This is a genomic window from Streptomyces sp. NPDC059850, assembly GCF_042731515.1.
In the GTDB taxonomy this organism is placed as follows: domain Bacteria; phylum Actinomycetota; class Actinomycetes; order Streptomycetales; family Streptomycetaceae; genus Streptomyces.
This window is the reverse complement of the sequence record NZ_JBHWJI010000097.1, coordinates 1-21,847: the sequence shown is the minus strand read 5'-3', so window position 1 is coordinate 21,847 and position 21,847 is coordinate 1. Positions and strand designations below refer to the sequence as shown.

Annotated in this window: 3 protein-coding genes; all 3 read left to right on the top strand. The window is 73.0% G+C overall.

Features of this window, described 5'->3' with window-relative positions; all coding sequences use genetic code 11:
- Window positions 1–4,716, top strand: a 4,716-nt coding sequence (locus ACFV9T_RS41005) for an SDR family NAD(P)-dependent oxidoreductase (protein WP_385448542.1), incomplete at its 5' end; no start/stop codon positions are given.
- Between the two features lie 42 nt (window positions 4,717–4,758).
- Complete coding sequence (locus ACFV9T_RS41000) at window positions 4,759–16,794, top strand: SDR family NAD(P)-dependent oxidoreductase (protein WP_385448540.1); 12,036 nt, start codon at window positions 4,759–4,761, stop codon at window positions 16,792–16,794.
- Window positions 16,795–16,811: 17 nt separating this feature from the next.
- A partial coding sequence (locus ACFV9T_RS40995; protein WP_385448537.1) for a type I polyketide synthase occupies window positions 16,812–21,847 on the top strand: 5,036 nt, incomplete at its 3' end.

Sequence of the window (21,847 nt, the reverse complement as noted above, 5' to 3'; positions counted from 1 at the left end):
CCGGTGTTGTGGGCGGTGATGGTGTCGTTGGCGGCGGTGTGGGCTGGGCATGGGGTGCGGCCTGCGGCGGTGGTGGGTCACAGTCAGGGGGAGATTGCGGCTGCGGTCGTGGCGGGGGCGTTGTCGTTGGAGGACGGCGCGAAGGTGGTGGCGCTGCGTAGTCGGGCGTTGCGCAGCCTTGCGGGCGGTGGGGCGATGGCGTCGCTGGGTGTGGGGCAGGAGGAGGCCGGTCGGCTGCTGTCGGGGCTGGGTGACCCAGCGGCTGGGGTGGGTGTGGCGGCGGTCAATGGGCCGTCTTCTACGGTGGTTTCGGGTCCGCCGGAGCAGGTGGCCGCCGTGGTGGCCGCCTGCCGGGACAACGGTGATCGGGCGCGGCTGATCGACGTGGACTACGCCTCGCACGGCCCCCAGGTCGATGAGATCCGCGACGAGCTGATGCGCGTACTGGACGACATCCGCCCGATCGACACCTCTGGTACCGAAACCGCCTTCTACTCCACGGTGCACGGTCGCCGAATCGACACCACCGCCCTCGACACCGCGTACTGGGTGACCAATCTGCGGGAGCGCGTACGGTTCGCCGACGCGATCGAGGCGCTGTTGGCCGATGGGCATCGGGTGTTTATCGAGGCCAGCACCCATCCCGTGCTCACCGTCGGCATGGAGGAGACCTTCGAGCGGGCGAGCGTCGACGCGGTGACCGTGCCCACGCTGCGCCGCGACCACGGGGGCAGGGCGCAGCTGGTGCGCTCCCTCGCCGAGGCGTTCGTCGCGGGCGTCCGGGTGGACTGGACGACCCTGTTCCCGGCCGACCCGACGCCATGGACGGTGGATCTGCCGACGTACGCGTTCCAGCACGAGCGGTACTGGCTTGACGGCCTCACCAGTCGGGGCGCCGACCCCACCGACCTCGGCCTCCTCCCCGCCGGGCATCCACTGCTGAGTGCCGCCGTGGAACTGGCCAACGGCGACGGCCGACTGCTGACGGGGCGGCTTTCGGCGCGTACCCATGCGTGGCTCGGCGAGCACGTGGTGGCGGGCGCGGTGCTGGTGCCCGGTGCGGCGCTGGTGGAGTGGGCACTGCGGGCAGCCGACGAGGTCGGTGCCGGTCGAGTGGAGGAACTGGCGCTCCAAGTCCCGCTGGTGCTACCGGAGTCGGGTGGAATTCGCCTGCAGATCGTGGTCGGGCCGCCCGGGGCCGATGGGCGGCGCGAAGTGCACATGTACTCCCGTCCCGAGGGAGACGACCGGTCCGTGGACGCGTGGGTGTGCCACGCGGAAGGTGTGCTGGGTCCGGCGCCGGAAGGCGAGGATGTAGCGGAAGGGCTGGGCGGCGTATGGCCCCCGGCGGGGGCGGAGCCCGTGGTCCTGGAGGACTTCTACGCGCAGGTCGCGGCCTCGGGATATGAGTACGGTCCGTCCTTCCAGGGGCTGCGCGCGGTGTGGCGCGACGGGGCGGACCTGCTGGCCGAGGTGGTGTTGCCGGAGGCCGCGGGGGAACACACCGGGTTCGGTGTCCACCCGGCGCTGCTGGACGCGGCGCTGCATCCCGTCCTGCTGACCGGCCAGGACACGACGGACAGGGTGTGGTTGCCGTTCACCTGGAACGGGGCGGTGCTGCGGGCCCAAGGAGCGACCAGTGTCCGGGTCCGGCTGTCGCCTCGGGAGGGCAGTGGCGAGAGCGAGCGGACGGTGCGGCTGACGGTGGCCGATGCGGTGGGCGCACCGGTGCTGAGCGCGGATGCGGTGGTGCTGCGCGCGGCGAGCGGAAACCAGCTCCGGAGGGCCCAAATCCCTGTCACGAATGATCTGTTCGCCATGGACTGGCACCCCTTGCCGCTCGCGTCTGACGGCAGTGGCAGCGGTGACCCGAGTTGGGAGGTTCTGGGTAGCGAGGCCACCCCGGACCTCGGCTCGCTGATTGCCGCGCTCGACAGTGGCACAGCGGCTCCTTCGGTCGTCCTGGCGTATCAGCCTGCTGTCGACGCATCGGCCGACATCGGCGCCATGGCGGCCGATGGGCTGGCGTCGGCGGAGCGGGTCTTGAAGCTGTTGCAGGACTGGCTGGCCGAACCACGACTGGCCGACGCCCGGTTGGCGCTGGTGACGCGCGGAGCCGTACCCGCCGATGACACGGGGAGTGTGGACGTACCCGGGGCCGCGCTCTGGGGTCTGGTACGCAGCGCACAGGCGGAGAACCCGGGCCGGTTCCTGCTGCTCGACCTGGACCCGGATACACCGGGGGCCGATGACCGCAGTGTGCTGACCGCCGTCCTGCGGGCCGTGGAGACGGACGAGTCGCAGGTGGCGCTGCGTGCCGGGCAGGTGTTGGTGCCCCGGCTGGTACGGGCCGTCGACAGCGGCGGTGATGGCTTGGTGCCCCCGGTGGGGCAGTCCGCGTGGCGGCTCGGGGTCGTCGGCGCCGCGACCGTGGACAGTGTGCGGCCCGTGCCGTGCCCGGAGGTGCTGGAGCCCCTACGCGCAGGTCAGGTACGCATCGCGGTCCATGCGGCGGGCGTCAACTTCCGCGATGCCCTGATCGTGTTGGGGATGTATCCGGGGGACGCCGTGTTCGCGGGCAGCGAGGGCGCGGGTGTGGTTCTGGATATCGGGCCGGGGGTGACGGACCTCGCCGTGGGGGACCGGGTGATGGGCCTGTTCGAGGGCGCGTTCGGCCCGGTGGCGGTGGCGGACGCGCGTACGGTCGTCCCCGTCCCCTCCGGGTGGAACTTCCAGCAGGCGGCCGCGGCGCCCGTGGTGTTCCTCACCGCCTGGTACGGACTGGTCGAGCTGGGCGGGCTGCGGGCAGGCAAGTCGGTGCTGATCCATGCCGCGACGGGTGGCGTGGGGATGGCGGCGGTGCAGATCGCCCGCCACGTGGGTGCGGAGATCTACGCCACGGCGAGTCCCGGCAAGCATACGGTGCTGGAGGACATGGGCATCGACGCCGCTCACCGGGCCTCGTCGCGCGATCTGGACTTCGAGCAGGTGGTGCGGGAGGCCACTGGTGGCCGTGGTGTGGATGTCGTACTGAACAGCCTGGCGGGGCCCTTCGTGGACGCCTCGCTGCGGTTGCTGGCCGATGGCGGCTGGTTGCTGGAGATGGGGAAGACCGACATCCGTGATCCGGAGCAGATCGCGGCCGAGCGCCCCGGGGTGCGGTACGAGGCGTACGACCTGGTCGGCGATGCGGGACCGGACCGTATCGGCCGGATGTTGCGTGAGCTGGGTGAGTTGTTCGCGTCGGGGTCTCTGGCGCCGCTTCCGGTGCGGGCGTGGCCCTTGTGCCGGGCGCGGGAGGCGCTGCGGTATCTGAGCCAGGCGAAGCACACCGGGAAGCTGGTGCTGGACGTCCCGGCCCCGGTGGATCCGGAGGGCACGGTGCTCATTACGGGGGGCACGGGAACCCTGGGCGGTCAGGTGGCCGAACACCTCGTCCGTACCTGGGGTATCCGCCATCTCCTCTTGGCCAGCCGCAGCGGTCCCGAGGCCCCCGGGGCCAAGGAACTGGCCATTCGGCTAGCCGAGTTGGGCGCCGAGGTGCAGATCGCCGCAGCCGATGTGGCCGACCCTGGCGCCGTCAACGATCTCGTCGCGGGCGTCGACCCGGCGCATCCGCTGACCGGTGTCATCCATGCCGCAGGCGTGCTGGACGACGCGATGCTTCCCGCGCAGTCCCCGGAACGGCTGACCCGGGTATGGGCCGCCAAGGCCACTGCCGCGGCCAATCTCCACGCGGCGACGGCGCACCTGCGCCTCGGCACGTTCGTCATGTTCTCCTCCTTCGCCTCCGATCTGGGCACCCCCAGCCAATCCAACTACGCGGCGGCCAACGCCTTCTGTGACGCCCTCGCCGCCCACCGCCAGGCCGCCGGTCTGCCGGGGCTGTCGGTGGCCTGGGGGCTGTGGGCGGCGACCAGCGGGCTCACCGCCCGGCTGGACACCGCCAACCTGGCCAGGATCGGGCGGCTGGGGATCACGGCCAACACCACCGGAGAGGGGCTGGCCCTGCTGGACGCGGCGTACCGCCACGGCCGTCCCCATCTGCTGGCGCTCACGTTGGACACCCGGGCCCTGGCCGCCCAGGACACCGCCACTCTGCCCACCCCGCTGCGGGCTCTCGCGGCGACCGGTGGCAGCGGTCGTGTCCGGCCGACCGCTTCGGGTGGTGCCCAGCCGACGGACTGGTCCGGCAGGCTCCGCGGACTGCCGTCCCCCGAGCAGCACCGGCTGCTGCTCAACCTGGTGCGCAGCCACGCCGCCACCGTGCTGGGCCACACCGACCCCGCCACGGTCCACCCGGACGCGTCGTTCAAGGACCTCGGCTTCGATTCGCTGACGGGGGTCGAACTGCGCAACCGGCTCGCTGCGGCCACCGGGCTGCGGTTGCCCGCGGCGCTCGTCTTCGACCATCCCGAAGCGGCCGCGCTCGCCGAACACCTGCGCGGTCAACTCGCCCCGGACGACGCGGGGACCCCGGGCCGGGACATCCTCCACCCGGTCTTCAACGAGCTGATCAGGCTGGAGAACAGCCTGTCCGCCGTGGCCGTCGAGGAGCTGGATTCCGGAGCGGTCACGACCCGGCTGGAGACGCTGCTTTCGCGCTGGAAGGCGATGTGTCCCTCGGGCGACGACGGCGGCGCCGTGGAGCGGCTGCAGGTCGCGACCGCCGATCAGGTGCTGGATTTCATCGACAACGAACTTGGCCTGTCATGACCGACGTGGCGCGCCCTTTCGCGGAAGGCCGGGTGACCCTCTGTGCCGCATGCTGATGAAGAGAAGCTGGTCGACTATCTGAGGCGAGTGGCGGGCGATCTCCACGAGACACGCCAGCGGCTCCGCGCCATGGAGGACCGCTCCCAGGAGCCGGTGGCCGTGGTGAGCATGGCCTGCCGGTATCCGGGGGATGTGCGCACGCCCGAGGAGCTGTGGCGGCTCGTCGCCTCCGGTGAACACGCCATGGGGGAGTTCCCCACGGACCGTGGCTGGGACCTGGAGAGCCTGTTCCACCCGGACCGGGACCACCCCGGCACCAGCCACGCCCGCGAGGGCGGTTTCCTCTACGACGCCGACCGGTTCGACCCCGAGTTCTTCGGCATCAGTCCGCGTGAGGCCGTGGCCGTCGACCCTCAGCAGCGGCTGCTGCTGGAGGTGGCGTGGGAGCTTCTGGAGCGTGCCGGAATCGACCCGGCCTCGCTCAAGGGCAGCTCGACGGGCGTCTACGCCGGGACCGCCCTCCCCGGGTTCGGCACGCCGCACATCGACAGGAGCGCTGAGGGCTATCTGGTGACGGGCAACGCCCCCAGTGTGCTGTCCGGCCGGGTGGCGTACACGCTCGGCCTGGAAGGGCCCGCGGTGACGGTGGACACCGCGTGTTCGTCCTCGCTGGTGGCCATGCACCTGGCCTGCCAGGCGCTGCGGCAGGGTGAATGCGGCCTGGCCCTGGCCGGTGGTGTGACGGTGATGACGATCCCGAATGTGTTCACCGAGTTCTCCCGGCAGCGGGGCCTCGCGCCCGACGGCCGGTGCAAGGCGTTCTCCGCCGACGCCGACGGCACCGCCTTCGCCGAGGGCGTCGGCCTGGTGCTGCTGGAGCGGCTGTCGGACGCCCGGCGCCACGGCCACCGAGTACTGGCGGTCATCCGGGGCTCGGCCATCAACCAGGACGGCGCCTCGAACGGCCTGACGGCGCCCAACGGCCCCTCCCAACAGCGGGTCATCACCCAGGCGTTGGCGAACGCGCGGCTGTCACCGGCCGAGGTCGACGTGGTCGAGGCACATGGCACCGGCACCCGGCTGGGCGACCCCATCGAGGCGCACGCGCTGCTGACCACCTACGGCCAGGAGCGGCCCGACGAGAAGCCACTGTGGCTGGGGTCGGTCAAGTCGAACATCGGCCACACCCAGGGCGCGGCGGGCGTGGCGGGTGTCATCAAGATGGTCATGGCGATGCGCTACGAAACGCTGCCCGCCACGCTGAACGTCAACCAGCCCACCCCGCACGTGAACTGGGACGCGGGCGCGGTACGCCTGCTCACCGAACCCGTCACGTGGCCGCACGGCGAACGTCCGCGCAGGGCCGCCGTGTCCTCGTTCGGGATCTCCGGGACCAACGCCCACCTCCTCCTCGAATCCGCACCGGCATCCGCACCGGCATCCGCTTTGGACGGCTCGTCCGCGCGCCCGGCCGCCGAGGGCACGCTGCCAGTCGGCCGGGCGCTGCCCTGGGTGCTGTCCGCCCGTACCGGCCAGGCGCTGCGCGACCAGGCCGCCGCCCTGGCAGCCCATGCCGACGCCCACCCCCGGCTGTCCCTGGCCGACGTGGGCTGGTCGCTCGCCAGGACCCGTACCGTCTTCGAACACCGGGCCGTGATCCTGGGCGACGACCGCGACCAGCTGCTGACGGCCGTACGCGCGCTGGCAGACGGCCGGGACCACCCCGGGCTGACCCGCGCCGGTGCGGCCCGTACCGGCGCCACCGCGTTCATGTTCACCGGACAGGGCAGCCAACAGCCTGGCATGGGTGCGAAGTTGTACGAGAGCTTCGAGGTGTTCGCCACGGCCTTCGACGAGGCCTGCGCGCATCTGGACCCGCTGCTCGGGCGTTCGCTGCATGACCTCCTCTTCGCCGCCGAGGACACCGACGAGGCCCGCTCCCTGCACCACACCGGAGTGACCCAGGCGGCCCTCTTCGCCTTGGAGACCGCTCTCTTCCGGCTGGTGGAGTCCTTCGGGGTCACTCCCGGATATCTGACCGGCCACTCGGTGGGCGAAATCGTGGCCGCACATGTGGCGGGCGTGCTGTCGCTGCCGGACGCCTGCACCCTCGTCGCCGCCCGGGGACGGCTCATGCAGGCGCTCCCGGCGGGTGGCGCCATGGCTGCCGTCGAGGCCACCGAGGAACAGGTTCTCCCGCTGCTCAGCGGGCAGGCCGACCGACTTGCCCTGGCCGCCGTCAACGGGCCCACCGCCCTCGTGGTGTCCGGCGCCGAGGACGCCGTCGAGGAGGTGGTGCGCACCCTCAAGGAGCGCGGCCACCGCACCAAGCGGCTGCGCGTCAGCCATGCGTTCCACTCGCCGCTCCTCCAGCCCATGCTGGACGACTTCCGCGAGGTGGCCCGCGCGCTCACCTACCACGCGCCGCACATTCCCGTGATCTCCAACCTCACGGGCGAGGTGGCCGACACCAACCAGCTCCGCGACCCGGAGTACTGGGTACGCCACGTCCGCGAGCCCGTACGGTTCCACGACGGACTGCGCACCCTGCGCACCGAGGGTGTGGTGCGCTACCTCGAACTCGGCCCGGACGCCGTCCTCACCACCATGGCCGAGGACGGCCTGACCACTGACGGGACGGCACCGGAGACGGCGCCGGTGTTCGCCGCCGCCCTGCGCCACGGCCGCGACGAGCCCCGTACGCTGCTGTCCGCCCTGGCCACGATGCACATCGACGGCGGCACCTCCGACTTCTCCGCCGCACTCCCCGACGACGCGGGCCGCGTCGACCTGCCCACCTACCAGTTCCAGCGCGAGCGCTATTGGCGACCCGTCCCGAACGGCACCGCCGACGTGCGCGCCGCCGGGCTCGGTGCCACCGGCCACCCCCTCCTCCAGGCCGCCGTGGAAACACCCGATGGCGAACTGCTGCTCACCGGGCGGCTGTCGCTGAACACCCACCCCTGGCTGGCGGACCACACCATCGCGGACAGCGTGCCACTGCCCGGCACGGCCCTCCTGGAACTGGCCCTGCTCGCCGGTGCGCGGACGGGCTGCGACCTGGTCGACGACCTCACCCTGGAGACCCCGCTGCTCGTGCCCGCCTCCGGCGCGGTGCGCATCCAGCTGGCGGTTGCCGCACCCGACGACGCGGGCCGACGTGCGCTCACCCTCTTCTCCCGCCCCGAGGACCAGGAGGACGATTCCCGCGCAGTCCTGGACACCTGGCGACGCCACGCCGCAGGCCTCCTCGCCCCCGCGCTCCCGGCCGCGACGCCCGACCCGGCGGCACCCCCGGCGCCATGGCCACCGGCCGACGCGGTCCCGGTCGATGTGGCAGACCTGTACCGGCGCCTCACCGAGCAGGGGTACGCGTACGGGCCCGCCTTCCGAGGACTGCACGCCGCGTGGCGGCACGGCGAGGACATGCTCGCCGACGTGCGGCTGGCCACCGAGCAGCGCGGTGAGGCCGAGGGCTTCGGCCTGCACCCCGCCCTGTTGGACAGCGCGCTGCACCCGGTGGAGGAGCTGTTCAACGCCCACTACGCACCCTCTGACGGCACCCCGGGCACCGTCAGGCTGCCGTTCTCCTTCAGCGGGGTACGGCTGTTCGCCACCGGCGCCACCCGGCTACGGGTCCGCATCACCCCGACCGGCCCCGATGCCGTCGCGCTCACCCTGGCCGACGACCACGGCGCCGTGGCCGCCACCATCGAAACCCTCGGGCTGCGCGAGGTCCCCGCCGACCGCTGGCGTGCCACCCGCACCGACGACTCCCTGTACCGGCTCGACTGGCAGCCCCAGCCACTGCCCGCAGTCCCACCGGCATCGGCCGACAGCTGGGCCGTCGTAGGCTCCGACCCCCTGGACCTGGCCGACGACTCCGTCCACTACCCGGACCTGGCCGCACTGCAGGCCGCCATCGACGCAGGATTTCCCTCCCCAGGCCTCGTCATCATCCCGTGCCCCGGCCGCGACAGCGCATCAACCGACCCTGACCAGATTCCCGCACAGGTGCGCGCGGCCGCCCATCAACTGCTGGACGCGCTGCGCACGTGGCTGACCGACGACCGATTCGGCACGGCCCGGCTGGTGATCGCCACCCTTGGCGCCGTCGCCGCCACCTCCCAAGACTCGCCCGCAGACCTGACCACCGCGCCCCTGTGGGGTCTGGTCCGTGCCGCGCAGGCCGAACACCCCGACCGGATCCTGCTGCTGGACCTGGACGGTGACACGGCCTCCCGCCACGTCCTGCGCGCCGCGCTCCCGGCCGCCGTGGCGGCCGGTGAATCCGAGCTGGCGGTGCGGGCCGGGACCGTACGCGTCCCCCGCCTGGTCCGCGTCCACCCGGACCACGAGGCGCCACCGCCCGCCCTCGACCAGGGCGGAACCGTCCTGATCACCGGCGGCACCGGCGCCCTCGGGCGGCTGGTCGCCCGGCATCTGGCCACCGCCCACGGCGCCCGGCATCTGCTGCTGGTCTCCCGGAGCGGCCCGACCGCGCGGGACATCGACACGCTCACCGCCGAACTGGCCGACCTGGGCGCGGACGTGCGGGTCGCCGCCTGTGACGTCGCCGATCCGCACGCGGTGGCCGAACTGCTGGCCACGATCCCCGCCGACCGCCCACTGACCGCCGTCGTCCACGCCGCCGGGGTGCTGGACGACGGCGTGGTCACCTCGCTGACCCCCGAGCGCTTCGACGCCGTACTCGCCCCGAAGCTCGACGCGGCATGGCATCTGCACCGGCTGACCCGTGAGATGGCTCCGGCGGCGTTCGTGATGTTCTCCTCCGCCGCCTCCCTGATGGGCAACGGTGGGCAGGCCAACTACGCGGCCGCCAACATGTTCCTCAACGCCCTCGCCGAACACCGCCGTGCCGAGGGCCTGGTGACCCACGCACTGGCCTGGGGGCTGCTGGCCTCGGCCGGTGGCATGACCCACGACCTCGACGACGCCGACCTGGCCAGGATGGCGCGCTCCGGCATCGCCCCCATCGCGGACGACCAGCTGCCGGTGCTGCTGGACACCGCGCTGACCAGCCCGTACCCCGTCCTCGTACCGGTCCGCTTCGACCTGCCCGCGCTGCGCGCCCGGACCGCCACCGGGCCACTGCCGCCCGTACTGCGGGCCCTGGTGCCCACCCCCGCCCGGCGGCCCGCCCAGGACACCGGGGCGGTGCCCTGGGCCGAACGGCTGGCGGACATGCCCGCCACCGAGCAGGACCGTGTCCTCGGCGAGCTGGTCCGCGCCCAGGTCGCCACCGTGCTCGCCCATCCGGCGCCCGAGGCCATCGAGCTGGGCCGGGCCTTCCAGGAACTCGGCTTCGACTCACTCACCGCCCTCGACCTGCGCAACCGGCTCAACGCGGCCACCGGGACCCGGATTCCGGCCACCGTCATCTTCGACTATCCGACCCCCGACGCCCTGGTGGCCTTCCTGCGCGAGAAGCTGACCGGGACCCGCGCCGCCACAGCACTCGCGCCCGTGGCCGCCGCGGTGGCCACCGACGACGATCCCATCGCCATCGTCGGCATGGCCTGCCACTATCCGGGCGGTGTCGGCTCGCCGGACGACCTGTGGCGGCTGGTATCCGAGGGCGTGGACGCGATCGGGGAGTTCCCCGCAGACCGAGGCTGGGACCTGGCGGCCCTCTTCGACCCGGACCCGGACCGCCCCGGCACCAGCTACGCCCGCGAGGGCGGATTCCTGTACGACGCCGCGCGGTTCGACGCGGACTTCTTCGGCATCAGCCCGCGCGAGGCCCTGGCCACCGACCCGCAGCAGCGGCTGCTGCTGGAGACCGCGTGGCAGGCCTTCGAGAACGCGGGCATCGACCCGGTGACCCTGCGCGGCAGCCGGACCGCCGTGATCACCGGCGTCATGTACGACGACTACGGCAGCCGCTTCCTGGGCCGTACCCCGGAGGGCGTCGAGGGCCGCCTGATGACCGGCAGCACCCCGAGCATCGCCTCCGGACGGGTCGCGTTCACCTTCGGTCTGGAGGGGCCCGCGGTGACGGTGGACACGGCGTGTTCGTCGTCGCTGGTGGCCATGCATCTTGCGGCCCAGGCGCTGCGCCAGGGCGAATGCAGCCTTGCCCTGGCGGGTGGTGTGACCGTGATGGCCACGCCGAACACGTTCGTCGAGTTCTCGCGGCAGCGCGGACTGGCCACGGACGGCCGCTGCAAACCGTTCGCGGCGGCGGCCGACGGCACCGGCTGGGGCGAAGGCATCGGACTCCTCGTCCTGGAACGGCTGTCGGACGCCCGGCGCAGTGGCCACCAGGTGCTGGCCCTGCTCCGGGGTTCGGCCGTCAACCAGGACGGCGCGTCCAACGGCCTGACCGCGCCGAACGGCCCGTCGCAGCAGCGCGTGATCCGGCAGGCGCTGGCCACCGCCTGCCTCACCCCGGCCGACATCGACGCGGTGGAGGCCCACGGCACCGGAACCACGCTCGGCGACCCGATCGAGGCGCAGGCGCTGCTCGCCACCTACGGACAGGAGCGGCCCGGCGAAAAGCCACTGTGGCTCGGGTCGGTGAAGTCGAACATCGGCCACACCCAGGCCGCCGCCGGGGCCGCGGGCGTCATCAAGATGGTGATGGCGATGCGGCATGGCGTACTGCCCGCCTCCCTGCACATCGACGCGCCGAGCCCGCATGTGGAGTGGGAGGACGGGGTACGGCTGCTGACCGAGGCGGTGGAGTGGCCACATGGCGAGCGGCCCCGCCGGGCCGCCGTGTCCTCCTTCGGCATCAGCGGCACCAACGCCCATGTGATCCTCGAACAGGCTCCGGAACCGAACACCACCGCCGACCCCGCCACCCACCACCGCGTGGTGCCCTGGGTGCTGTCCGCACGCGGCAGCGCGGCGCTCCGCGAGCAGGCCCGGACCCTGTCCGCCCACCTCGCCACCGCCCCCGCCGCCAACCCCGCCGAGGTGGGCTGGTCACTCATCAGGACCCGCACGCTCTTCGACCACCGGGCCGTGGTCGTCGGCGAAAGCCACGCGGAACTGCTGGCCGCGGTGGAGGCGCTCGCGGCCGACGAAACACACCCGGGCGTCGTGCAGTCCGGCCCCGCCCCCGACTCGCGTGCGACCGGCCCCGTGCTGGTGTTCCCGGGGCAGGGATCGCAGTGGCCGGGGATGGGCGCAGAACTGCTCGACACATCCCCGGTGTTCGCGGAGCGGGTGGCCGCCTGCGAACGGGCCCTGGCCCCCTACGTCGACTGGTCCCTCACCGACGTACTGCGCGGCACCGAAGGCGTCGCCGATCTGAGCCGCGTCGATGTCGTACAGCCGGTGCTGTGGGCGGTCATGGTGTCCCTGGCCGCCGTATGGGCCGGTCATGGTGTGAAACCCGCCGCCGTCGTGGGCCACAGCCAGGGCGAGATCGCCGCCGCCTGCGTGGCCGGGGCGCTCTCGCTGGACGACGGCGCACGCATCGTGGCCCTGCGCAGCCGGGCTCTGCGGCGGCTCGCGGGCGGTGGCGCGATGGCCTCCCTCGGCGTGGGCCAGGAGCGCGCCGAGAGGCTGCTCGCCGACCTGGGCGAGCGCGCGTCGACGGTGGTCGTGGCGGCCGTCAACGGACCCGCGTCGACGGTGGTGTCAGGCCCGCCCGAGCAGGTGGCCGTGGCCGTGGCCGCCTGCCGTGACACCGGTGGACGGGCCCGGATGATCGAGGTGGACTACGCCTCCCACAGCCCCCAGGTCGATGAGATCACCGACGAACTCACCCGGCTGCTGGACGGGGTCCACCCCGCCCCGCAGCCCGGGACGGGCGTGGTCTTCTACTCCACCGTGACCGCGGGCCCCGCCGCCCCCGCCGGGCTCGACACCGCGTACTGGGTGCGCAACCTGCGCGAACAGGTGCGGTTCGCCGATGCCGTACGGGCCGCCCTGACCGCTGGCCACCGCGTGTTCATCGAGGTCAGCACCCATCCCGTCCTCACCGTCGGCATGCAGGAAACCTTCGAGGAAGCGGACAGCGCCGCCCTCGCCGTGCCCACCCTGCGGCGTGACCACGGCGATCTGGCCCAACTGGTGCGCTCGGTGGCGCAGGCGTTCACCGCCGGGGTCGAGACGGACTGGACCACCCTGTTCCCGGCCGACCCCACGCCCCGTACCGTCCCGCTGCCGACGTACGCCTTCCAGCGCGAGCGCTACTGGCTGGACGGAGCGGACGCACGCGGCGGCGACCCCGCCGACCTCGGGCTGACCTCCGCCGACCACCCCCTGCTGGGTGCCGCCGTCGAACTCGCCGAGGGCGGTACCCATCTGCTCACCGGCCGCGTCGGGACCGGTGGCGGCCACGGCTGGCTGGCCGAACACGTGGTGGCGGGCGCGCCCCTGGTGCCGGGCGCCGCGCTGGTCGAATGGGCGCTGCGGGCCGCCGACGAGGCCGGGTGCGCCGTGCTCGACGAACTGACGCTGCGCACCCCGCTGATCCTCCCCGCATCCGGCGGGCTGCGCGTCCAGGTGGCGGTGGGCGCGGCCGGCGAGGACGGCCGCCGCGACGTACGCGTCTACTCCCGCCCGGACGCCGACACCTCCGGCACCGATGGCACCTGGCAGTGCCACGCCGACGGCGTACTCGCCCCGCCCCGGGGCCACCCGGCGCCCGGACCCTCCGGGGAATGGCCGCCACCGGGCGCGGAGCCGGTGGACGCGGACGGTTTCTACGCGCGGGCCGCCGCCGATGGATACGCGTACGGGCCCGCCTTCCAGGGCGTACGCAAGCTCTGGCGGGACGGCTCCGACGTACTGGCCGAGGTGGCGCTGCCCGAAACCGCCGGCGAGTGGCGCGGATTCGGCATCCACCCCGCGCTGCTGGACGCCGTCCTCCACCCGGCCGCCCTGCTCACCGGTCAGCCGCCCGGACCGGACGACGACGGCCTGTTGTGGCTGCCGTTCACCTGGAACGGAGTGTCCCTGTGGGCCGCCGGTGCGACCACCGTACGGGTACGGCTGTCGCCGGACGAGCGGAGCGCGGACGGCGAGCGGGCGTTGCGGGTGACCGTGTCCGACGCCGTGGGCGACCCCGTCCTCACGGTCGACTCGCTGGTGCTGCGCCCCGCCCGTACGGACCAGCTGCGCACCCCGGGCCGCCGGGGCACGGACGGGCTGTTCACCCTGGACTGGATCCCGCTGCCGGGGACACCGGAGCCGGTGGCCGACGGCGGTGACTGGGTGGTGCTGGGCCCGGCGGACTGGCACACCGCGGGCGCGGTGTGCCACCCGGATCTGGCGTCGCTGCTCGCGGCGGTCGACGGCGGCGGGCCCGTCCCCTCGGTGGTGTTGACGGGTGTCACGGCCGCGTCGGCGGCCACTTCGGAAGACGGCATGGCCGCAGTCCAGCGCATGCTGAGCCTGCTGCAGGCGTGGCTGGCCGAACCCCGCCTGACCGACGCCCAGTTGGTGGTGGTGACGCGGGGTGCCGTCGCGGCCGGTGCACCGGACGGGGACGACCCCGGCCCCGGTGCCGTGGACGCGGCAGGTGCGGCGGTGTGGGGGCTGTTGCGCAGCGCGCAGGCCGAGAACCCCGACCGGTTCGTCCTGCTCGACCTCGACCCCCGTGGCCCGGCGGAAGCGGAAGCACCGGGCGCAGACGTCCTGGACGGTGTGCTGTGGGGCGTTGGAACGGCCGAACCACAGGTCGCGGTGCGCGCGGGCCGGGTGTGGGCGCCACGGCTGATGCGCGCCGGGGCAGCCGGAAGCGGCGGCCTGGTGGCCCCGGTGGCGCAACCGGCCTGGCGACTCGCGGTGGAAGGCGCCGCGACCATCGAGAACGTGACCCCCGTGCCCTGCCCCGAGGTGCTGGAGCCACTGGGCCCCGGCGAGGTCCGCGTCGCGGTCCACGCCGCAGGCCTCAACTTCCGCGACGCCCTGATCGCGGTCGGGATGTATCCCGGCGGCGGGGTGTTCCGGGGCAGCGAAGGCGCGGGCGTGGTCACGGACATCGGCGCCGAGGTGACCGGAATCGCCGTGGGCGACCGCGTGATGGGCCTGTTCGAAGGCGCCTTCGGCCCGCTGGCGGTGGCGGACGCGCGCATGGTGGTGCCGATCCCGGAGGGCTGGACCTTCCAGCAGGCCGCCGCCGTACCGGTCGTGTTCCTCACCGCCTGGTACGGGCTGGTGGACCTGGCCGGACTGCGGTCCGGCGAGTCGGTGCTCATCCACGCCGCGACCGGCGGCGTCGGAATGGCCGCCGTCCAGATCGCCCGCCACTTGGGAGCCGAGGTGTACGCCACGGCCAGCCCCGGGAAACACCCGGTGCTGGAGGAGATGGGCATCGACGCGGCACACCGGGCCTCGTCACGCACCCTCGACTTCGAGACCGGGCTACGGGACGCCACCGGCGGCCGTGGCGTGGACGTGGTGCTGAACAGCCTCGCCGGACCCTACGTCGACGCCTCGCTGCGGCTGCTGGCCGACGGCGGACGGCTCTCGGAAATGGGCAAGACCGACATCCGCGACCCGGAACACATCGCCGCCACCCACCCCGGTGTGCGCTACCGGGCCTTCGACCTGGTGCCCGACGCCGGACCGGACCGCATCGGCGAGATGCTGCGCACGCTGCGCGAGCTGTTCACCGCCGGAGTGCTGCGGCCCGCGCCCGTACGGACCTGGCCGCTGAGCCGGGCGCGGGAAGCGCTGCGGCAGCTCAGCCAGGCCCGCCACACCGGCAAGCTGGTCCTGGACGTACCCGCCGCCGTGAACCCGGACGGCACGGTACTCATCACGGGCGGCACCGGCACACTGGGCGGTGTCGTCGCCGAACACCTCGTACGCACTTGGCAGGTCCGCCACCTGGTGCTGGCGAGCAGGCGCGGCCCGGACGCACCGGGCGCCGCGGAACTGACCGCCCGGCTCCGCCAACTGGGCGCACAGGTGCGCGTGGCCGCGGTGGACGTCACGGACGCGGCGGCGGTGGCGGAGCTGGTGGCGGGCATCGACGCGGACCATCCGCTGACCGGTGTCATCCACGCCACGGGTGTGCTGGACGACGCGGTACTCACCTCGCAGACCCCGGAGCGGGTGGCGCGGGTGTGGGCGGCCAAGGCCCGGGCGGCGGCGCATCTGCACGCGGCGACGGCGGATCTGCGGCTCGGCATGTTCGTGATGTTCTCCTCGGCGGCCGGGGTGCTCGGCAGCCCAGGACAGGCCAACTACGCTGCCGCCAACGCCTATTGCGACGCCCTGGCCGCCCGCCGCCGGGCCGAAGGACTGCCCGGGGTGTCGGTGGCCTGGGGACTGTGGGCCGACGCCAGCGGGATGACCGGCCACCTCGCCGAGGCCGACCTCGCCCGGATGGCCCGTACGGGCGTCGGCGCCCTCGCCACCCGGCAGGGCCTGGCCCTGCTCGACGCGGCCGTCCAGCACGGCGGCGACCTGCTGGTGGCGGCCGACGTGAACACCCGCACCCTGGCCGCCCTGCCCGCCGAGGGCCTGCCCGCCACCCTGCGCGCACTCGCCACCACCCGTGGCGGTGGCGGTGGTGGCGCGGGACGGCGTACGGCGGCGGCCGCCGAGGCGGGACAACCCGCCGACTGGGCCGACCGGCTGGCCGGGCTGTCGGCGGCCGAGCGCCACCGACTCGTGCTGGGTCTGGTCCGGGGCCACGCGGCCACCGTGCTGGGCCACGCCGATGTGGACGCGGTGCAGGCCGAGGCCAGTTTCAAGGAGCTGGGCTTCGATTCGCTGACCGCCGTGGAACTGCGCAACCGGCTCGCTGCCGCCACCGGGCTGCGGCTGCCCGCCGCGATGGTCTTCGACTACCCCGAGGCCGCGGTGCTCGCCGAATACCTGCTGGAACGGCTCGCACCCGACGACGCGACCATCGCGGGCCGGGACGGTGTGGACCCCGTTCTGGGCGAGCTGGCCAGGCTGGACCACGCCCTGGACGCCCTCGCCACCGACGAAGAGGGACGGCTCAGGATCGCCAAGCGGTTGAGCGGACTGCTGGCGAAGGTGAACGGCGGACCGACCGAGGCGTCCGGCACGACGGACTTCGACGCCCTCGAATCCGCCTCGGACGACGAGATGTTCGCGCTCATTGACCGTGAACTGCCCTGATGGAGGAGCGAGAACAGATGCCAGGTACGGGCAACGGTACGGAAGACAAGCTCCGCCAGTACCTCAAGCGGGTGACGGCCGATCTGGGGCAGACCCGTCAGCGCCTGCGCGAGGCGGAGGAGCGGGCCCAGGAGCCGGTGGCCATCGTCAGCATGGCCTGCCGCTTCCCGGGCGGCATCGCCTCTCCCGAGGACCTGTGGCACCTCGTCGCCTCCGGCCAGGACGCCACCGGGGACTTCCCGAAGGATCGCGGCTGGGACCTGGAGGGCATCTACCACCCCGACCCGGACCACTCCGGCACCAGCTACGTCCGCCGGGGCGGCTTCCTGCGGGACGCGGGCGGATTCGACGCCACGTTCTTCGGCATCAGCCCGCGCGAGGCCCTGGCCGCCGAACCGCAGCAGCGCCAGCTCCTGGAGGTCTCCTGGGAACTGCTCGAACGCGCCGGGATCGACCCCACCTCCCTGAAGGGCACCCCGACCGGTGTCTACGCGGGCGCCGGAATCCTCGGCTTCGGCACCCCGCACATCGAAAAGGAAGCCGAGGGCTATCTGCTCACCGGCAATACGCTCAGTGTCGTCTCGGGGCGGGTCGCCTTCACCCTCGGCCTCGAAGGACCCGCCGTCACCGTGGACACGGCGTGTTCCTCGTCCCTGGTCGCCATGCATTTGGCCTGCCAGGCGCTGCGACAGGGCGAATGCACCCTGGCCATGGCCGGTGGCGTCACGGTGATGACCACCCCGAACACCTTCGTGGAATTCTCGCGCCAACGCGGACTGGCCCCCGACGGCCGCTGCAAGCCCTTCGCGGCGGCCGCCGACGGTACGGGATTCTCCGAAGGCGTCGGCCTGCTGCTCCTGGAACGGCTCTCGGACGCACAGCGCAACGGACACCAGGTACTCGCCGTGCTTCGCGGCTCGGCCATCAACCAGGACGGCGCGTCGAACGGCCTCACCGCGCCGAACGGCCCGTCGCAGCAGCGTGTGATCCGTCAGGCCCTCATCAACGCCCGGCTGGCCCCGTCCGAGGTCGACGCCGTCGAGGCCCATGGCACCGGCACCACCCTCGGCGACCCCATCGAAGCGGACGCCCTGATCGCCGTGTACGGCCAGGACCGCCCCGCCGACCAGCCGCTGTGGCTGGGCTCGTTGAAGTCCAACATCGGCCACGCACAGGGCGCCGCGGGTGTGGCCGGTGTCATCAAGATGGTGATGGCGCTGCGCCACGAAATGCTGCCCGCCACCCTGTACGTCGACGAGCCGACCCCGCACGCGGACTGGACCGGCGGCGCGGTACGGCTGCTGACCGAACCCGTGGCGTGGCCGCGCGGCGAGCGCCCGCGACGGGCCGGGGTGTCGGCGTTCGGCATTTCCGGCACTAATGCGCATGTGGTCGTGGAGCAGGCTCCGGAGGTGTCTGCGCGGGTTGAGGTGGCTCGGCCTGTTGAGGGTGTGGTGCCGTGGGTGGTGTCGGGGCGGAGTGCGGAGGCGTTGCGGGGTCAGGCGGGCGCTTTGGCGGCGTGGGTGGCCGATGCGGACGTGATGCCGGTGGATGTGGGTTGGTCGTTGGTGACGGGGCGGTCGGTGTTCGAGCATCGTGCGGTGGTGGTGGGTGAGGACCGCGCGGAGCTGGTGGAGGCGGTGGGTGCGTTGGCGGCCGGTGAGTCGCATCCGGGTGTGGTGCATTCGGGGGCCCCGGCTTTGGTGGGTGTTGTGGGTCCGGTGCTGGTGTTTCCGGGGCAGGGGTCGCAGTGGGTGGGGATGGGTGCGGAACTGCTGGATGCGTCGCCGGTGTTCGCGGGGCGGGTGGCGGAGTGTGAGCGGGCGTTGTCCCCGTATGTGGATTGGTCGCTCACCGATGTGCTGCGCGGGACTGGGGACGATCTGGGGCGGGTGGATGTGGTGCAGCCGGTGTTGTGGGCGGTGATGGTGTCGTTGGCGGCGGTGTGGGCCGGGCATGGGGTGAAGCCTGCGGCGGTGGTGGGTCACAGTCAGGGGGAGATCGCGGCTGCGGTCGTGGCGGGGGCGTTGTCGTTGGAGGACGGCGCGAAGGTGGTGGCGCTGCGTAGTCGGGCGTTGCGCAGCCTTGCGGGCGGTGGGGCGATGGCGTCGCTGGGTGTGGGGCAGGAGGAGGCCGGTCGGCTGCTGTCGGGGCTGGGTGACCCAGCGGCTGGGGTGGGTGTGGCGGCGGTCAATGGGCCGTCTTCTACGGTGGTTTCGGGTCCGCCGGAGCAGGTGGCCGCCGTGGTGGCCGCCTGCCGGGACAACGGTGATCGGGCGCGGCTGATCGACGTGGACTACGCCTCGCATGGCCCCCAGGTCGATGAGATCCGCGACGAGCTGATGCGCGTACTGGACGGTGTGACGCCCGTCGCCGCGCCCTCGGACGACGTGGCGTTCTACTCGACGGTCACCGGCGGCCGAGCCGATACGGCCGGGCTGGACGCCGCGTACTGGGTGACGAATCTGCGGGAACGCGTACGGTTCGCCGACGCGATCGAGGCGCTGTTGGCCGATGGGCATCGGGTGTTCATCGAGGCCAGCACCCATCCCGTGCTCACCGTCGGCATGGAGGAGACCTTCGAGCGGGCGAGCGTCGACGCGGTGACCGTGCCCACGCTGCGCCGCGACCACGGGGGCAGGGCGCAGCTGGTGCGCTCCCTCGCCCAGGCGTTCGTCGCGGGCGTCCCGGTGGACTGGACGGTCCTGTTCCCGGCCGAGCCGACACCGCGCACCGTCGACCTGCCCACCTACCCGTTCCAGCACCAGCGCTTCTGGATGGCCGGATCGGGCGGGGCCGGCGACCCCGGTGACCTCGGGCTGGTCTCCGCCGGACACCCGCTGCTGGGCGCCGCGGTCGAGCTGGCCGACGGCAGTACGCACCTGCTCACCGGCAGGATCACGGCCGGGGGCGGCGAGGGCTGGCTCAGCGACCATGTGGTGGCGGGGGCGGTCCTGGTGCCGGGTGCGGCGCTCGTGGAGTGGGCGTTGCGAGCGGCCGACGAGGTCGGCTGCGGCGGGGTCGAGGAGCTGGCGCTTCAGGTGCCCCTGGCGTTGCCCGAGTCGGGTGGCTTGCGCGTACAGGTCGTGGTGGGCGAGGCGGCCGAGGACGGACGGCGTGAGGTCCAGGTGTACTCCCGTCCGGGGGACGCCGACTCCGTAGCGGGGTGGGTGTGCCACGCGGAGGGCGTACTGAGCCCGCCACGCGAGGACACCGGTGCCACGGCCGAGGGAGTGCACGGCGCGTGGCCCCCGGCAGGCGCCCAGCCGGTGGAGCTGGACGGGTTCTACGAGCAGGCCGCGGCGGCGGGATATTCGTACGGGCCTGCCTTCCAGGGGCTGCGTGCGATGTGGCGGGACGGGGCGGATGTCGTCGCCGAGGTGGCGTTGCCCGAGTCGGCGGGGGACGAGGAAGGCTTCGGTATCCACCCGGCGCTGCTTGATGCCGCGCTGCACCCGGCGCTGCTGAGCGCCTCGTCCGAGCGGGACCAGGACGATGACCAGGTGTGGCTGCCGTTCGCCTGGAACGGCGTGTCCTTGTGGGCCACCGGGGCCACCACCGTGCGGGTGCGGATCTCCCCGCAGCAGCATGGCGTGGACGGCGAGCGGGGACTGCGGATGGTGGTGGCCGACGCCACCGGGGAACCGGTCCTCACGGTGGACTCCCTGGTGTCGCGCCCGGCACGGATTGATCAGCTGCAGGCTGCGGGCGCGCGTGGCGTGGACGGGCTGTTCGCGCTGGAGTGGACGCCGTTGCCTGCCGTGCCGGTCACGGCGGATGACGACGTCTACGTGGTCCTGGGCCTCGACCCTGCGGACGAGAGCGCATCGAGCGCGGTACGCCACCCGGACCTGGAGTCGCTGGTCGCGGCACTCGACACGGACGATCCGGTCCCATCCGTTGCCTTCGCCTGCCTTCCGCACTCCGCTCCCGATGCCGTGTCGGCGACCGATGGTCTGGCCGCTGTCGAACATGCGCTGGAACTGGTGCAGGGCTGGCTGGCCGAACCGCGGCTGGCCGATGCCCGGTTGGTCGTGGTGACGCGGGGCGCGGTCGCGTGGCTTGAGGACGTGGACGTGGCCGGTGCCGCCGTATGGGGCCTCGTACGCAGTGCGCAGGCGGAAAATCCGGGACGTTTCCTCCTGCTCGACCTTGAGCACGAGGCCGATGTCCTGGCCGATGGTGTGCGGAACGCGGCCGCGTGTGCGCTGGAACGGGACGAACCTCAGCTGGCGGTACGGGACGGCCAGGTGCTGGTGCCCCGGCTGAAGCGAGCCGACACCGACCAGCCGTCGGACGTCGTCCCGGCCGTGCTCGACCCGGAGGGCACGGTGCTCATCACGGGCGGCACCGGCACCCTGGGCGGACTGGTCGCCGAACACCTCGTCCGTACGTGGCAGGTCGGCCACCTACTGCTGGTGAGCCGCCGTGGGCCGGACGCTCCCGGCGCACGGGAGCTGGCCGACCGGCTGGAAGGCCTCGGCGCGCGGGTGCGGATCGCCGCCGTAGACGTCACAGATGCGGGCGCGGTGGCGGAGCTGGTGGCGGGGGTCGACGCGGAGCACCCACTGACCGGGGTGATCCACGCGGCCGGTGCCCTGGACGACGCGGTGCTCACCTCGCAGACCCCGGAGAGCCTGGCGCGGGTGTGGGAGGCCAAGGCCACGGCGGCGGCGCATCTGCATGCCGCGACGGCGGGTCTGCCGCTGGGCCTGTTCGTGATGTTCTCCTCGGCCGCCGGAGTGCTGGGCAGCCCCGGCCAGGCCAACTACGCGGCGGCGAACGCTTACTGTGATGCCCTCGCCGCCTACCGCCGGGCCGTGGGCCTTCCGGCGCTGTCGGTGGCATGGGGCCTCTGGGCCGAGTCTTCCGGCCTGACCGGAAAGCTCGCCGAGGTGGACCGGGCCCGCATGTCCCGCTCGGGCGTCGTGGCGATGTCCACCCCCAAGGCACTGGCGCTGCTGGATGCCGCGTGCCGAGTCCCGGATCCGCTGGTGGTTGCGGTGGATCTTGATGTGGTGGGGGCGGTGGGTGGTGGTGTGCCTGCGGTGTT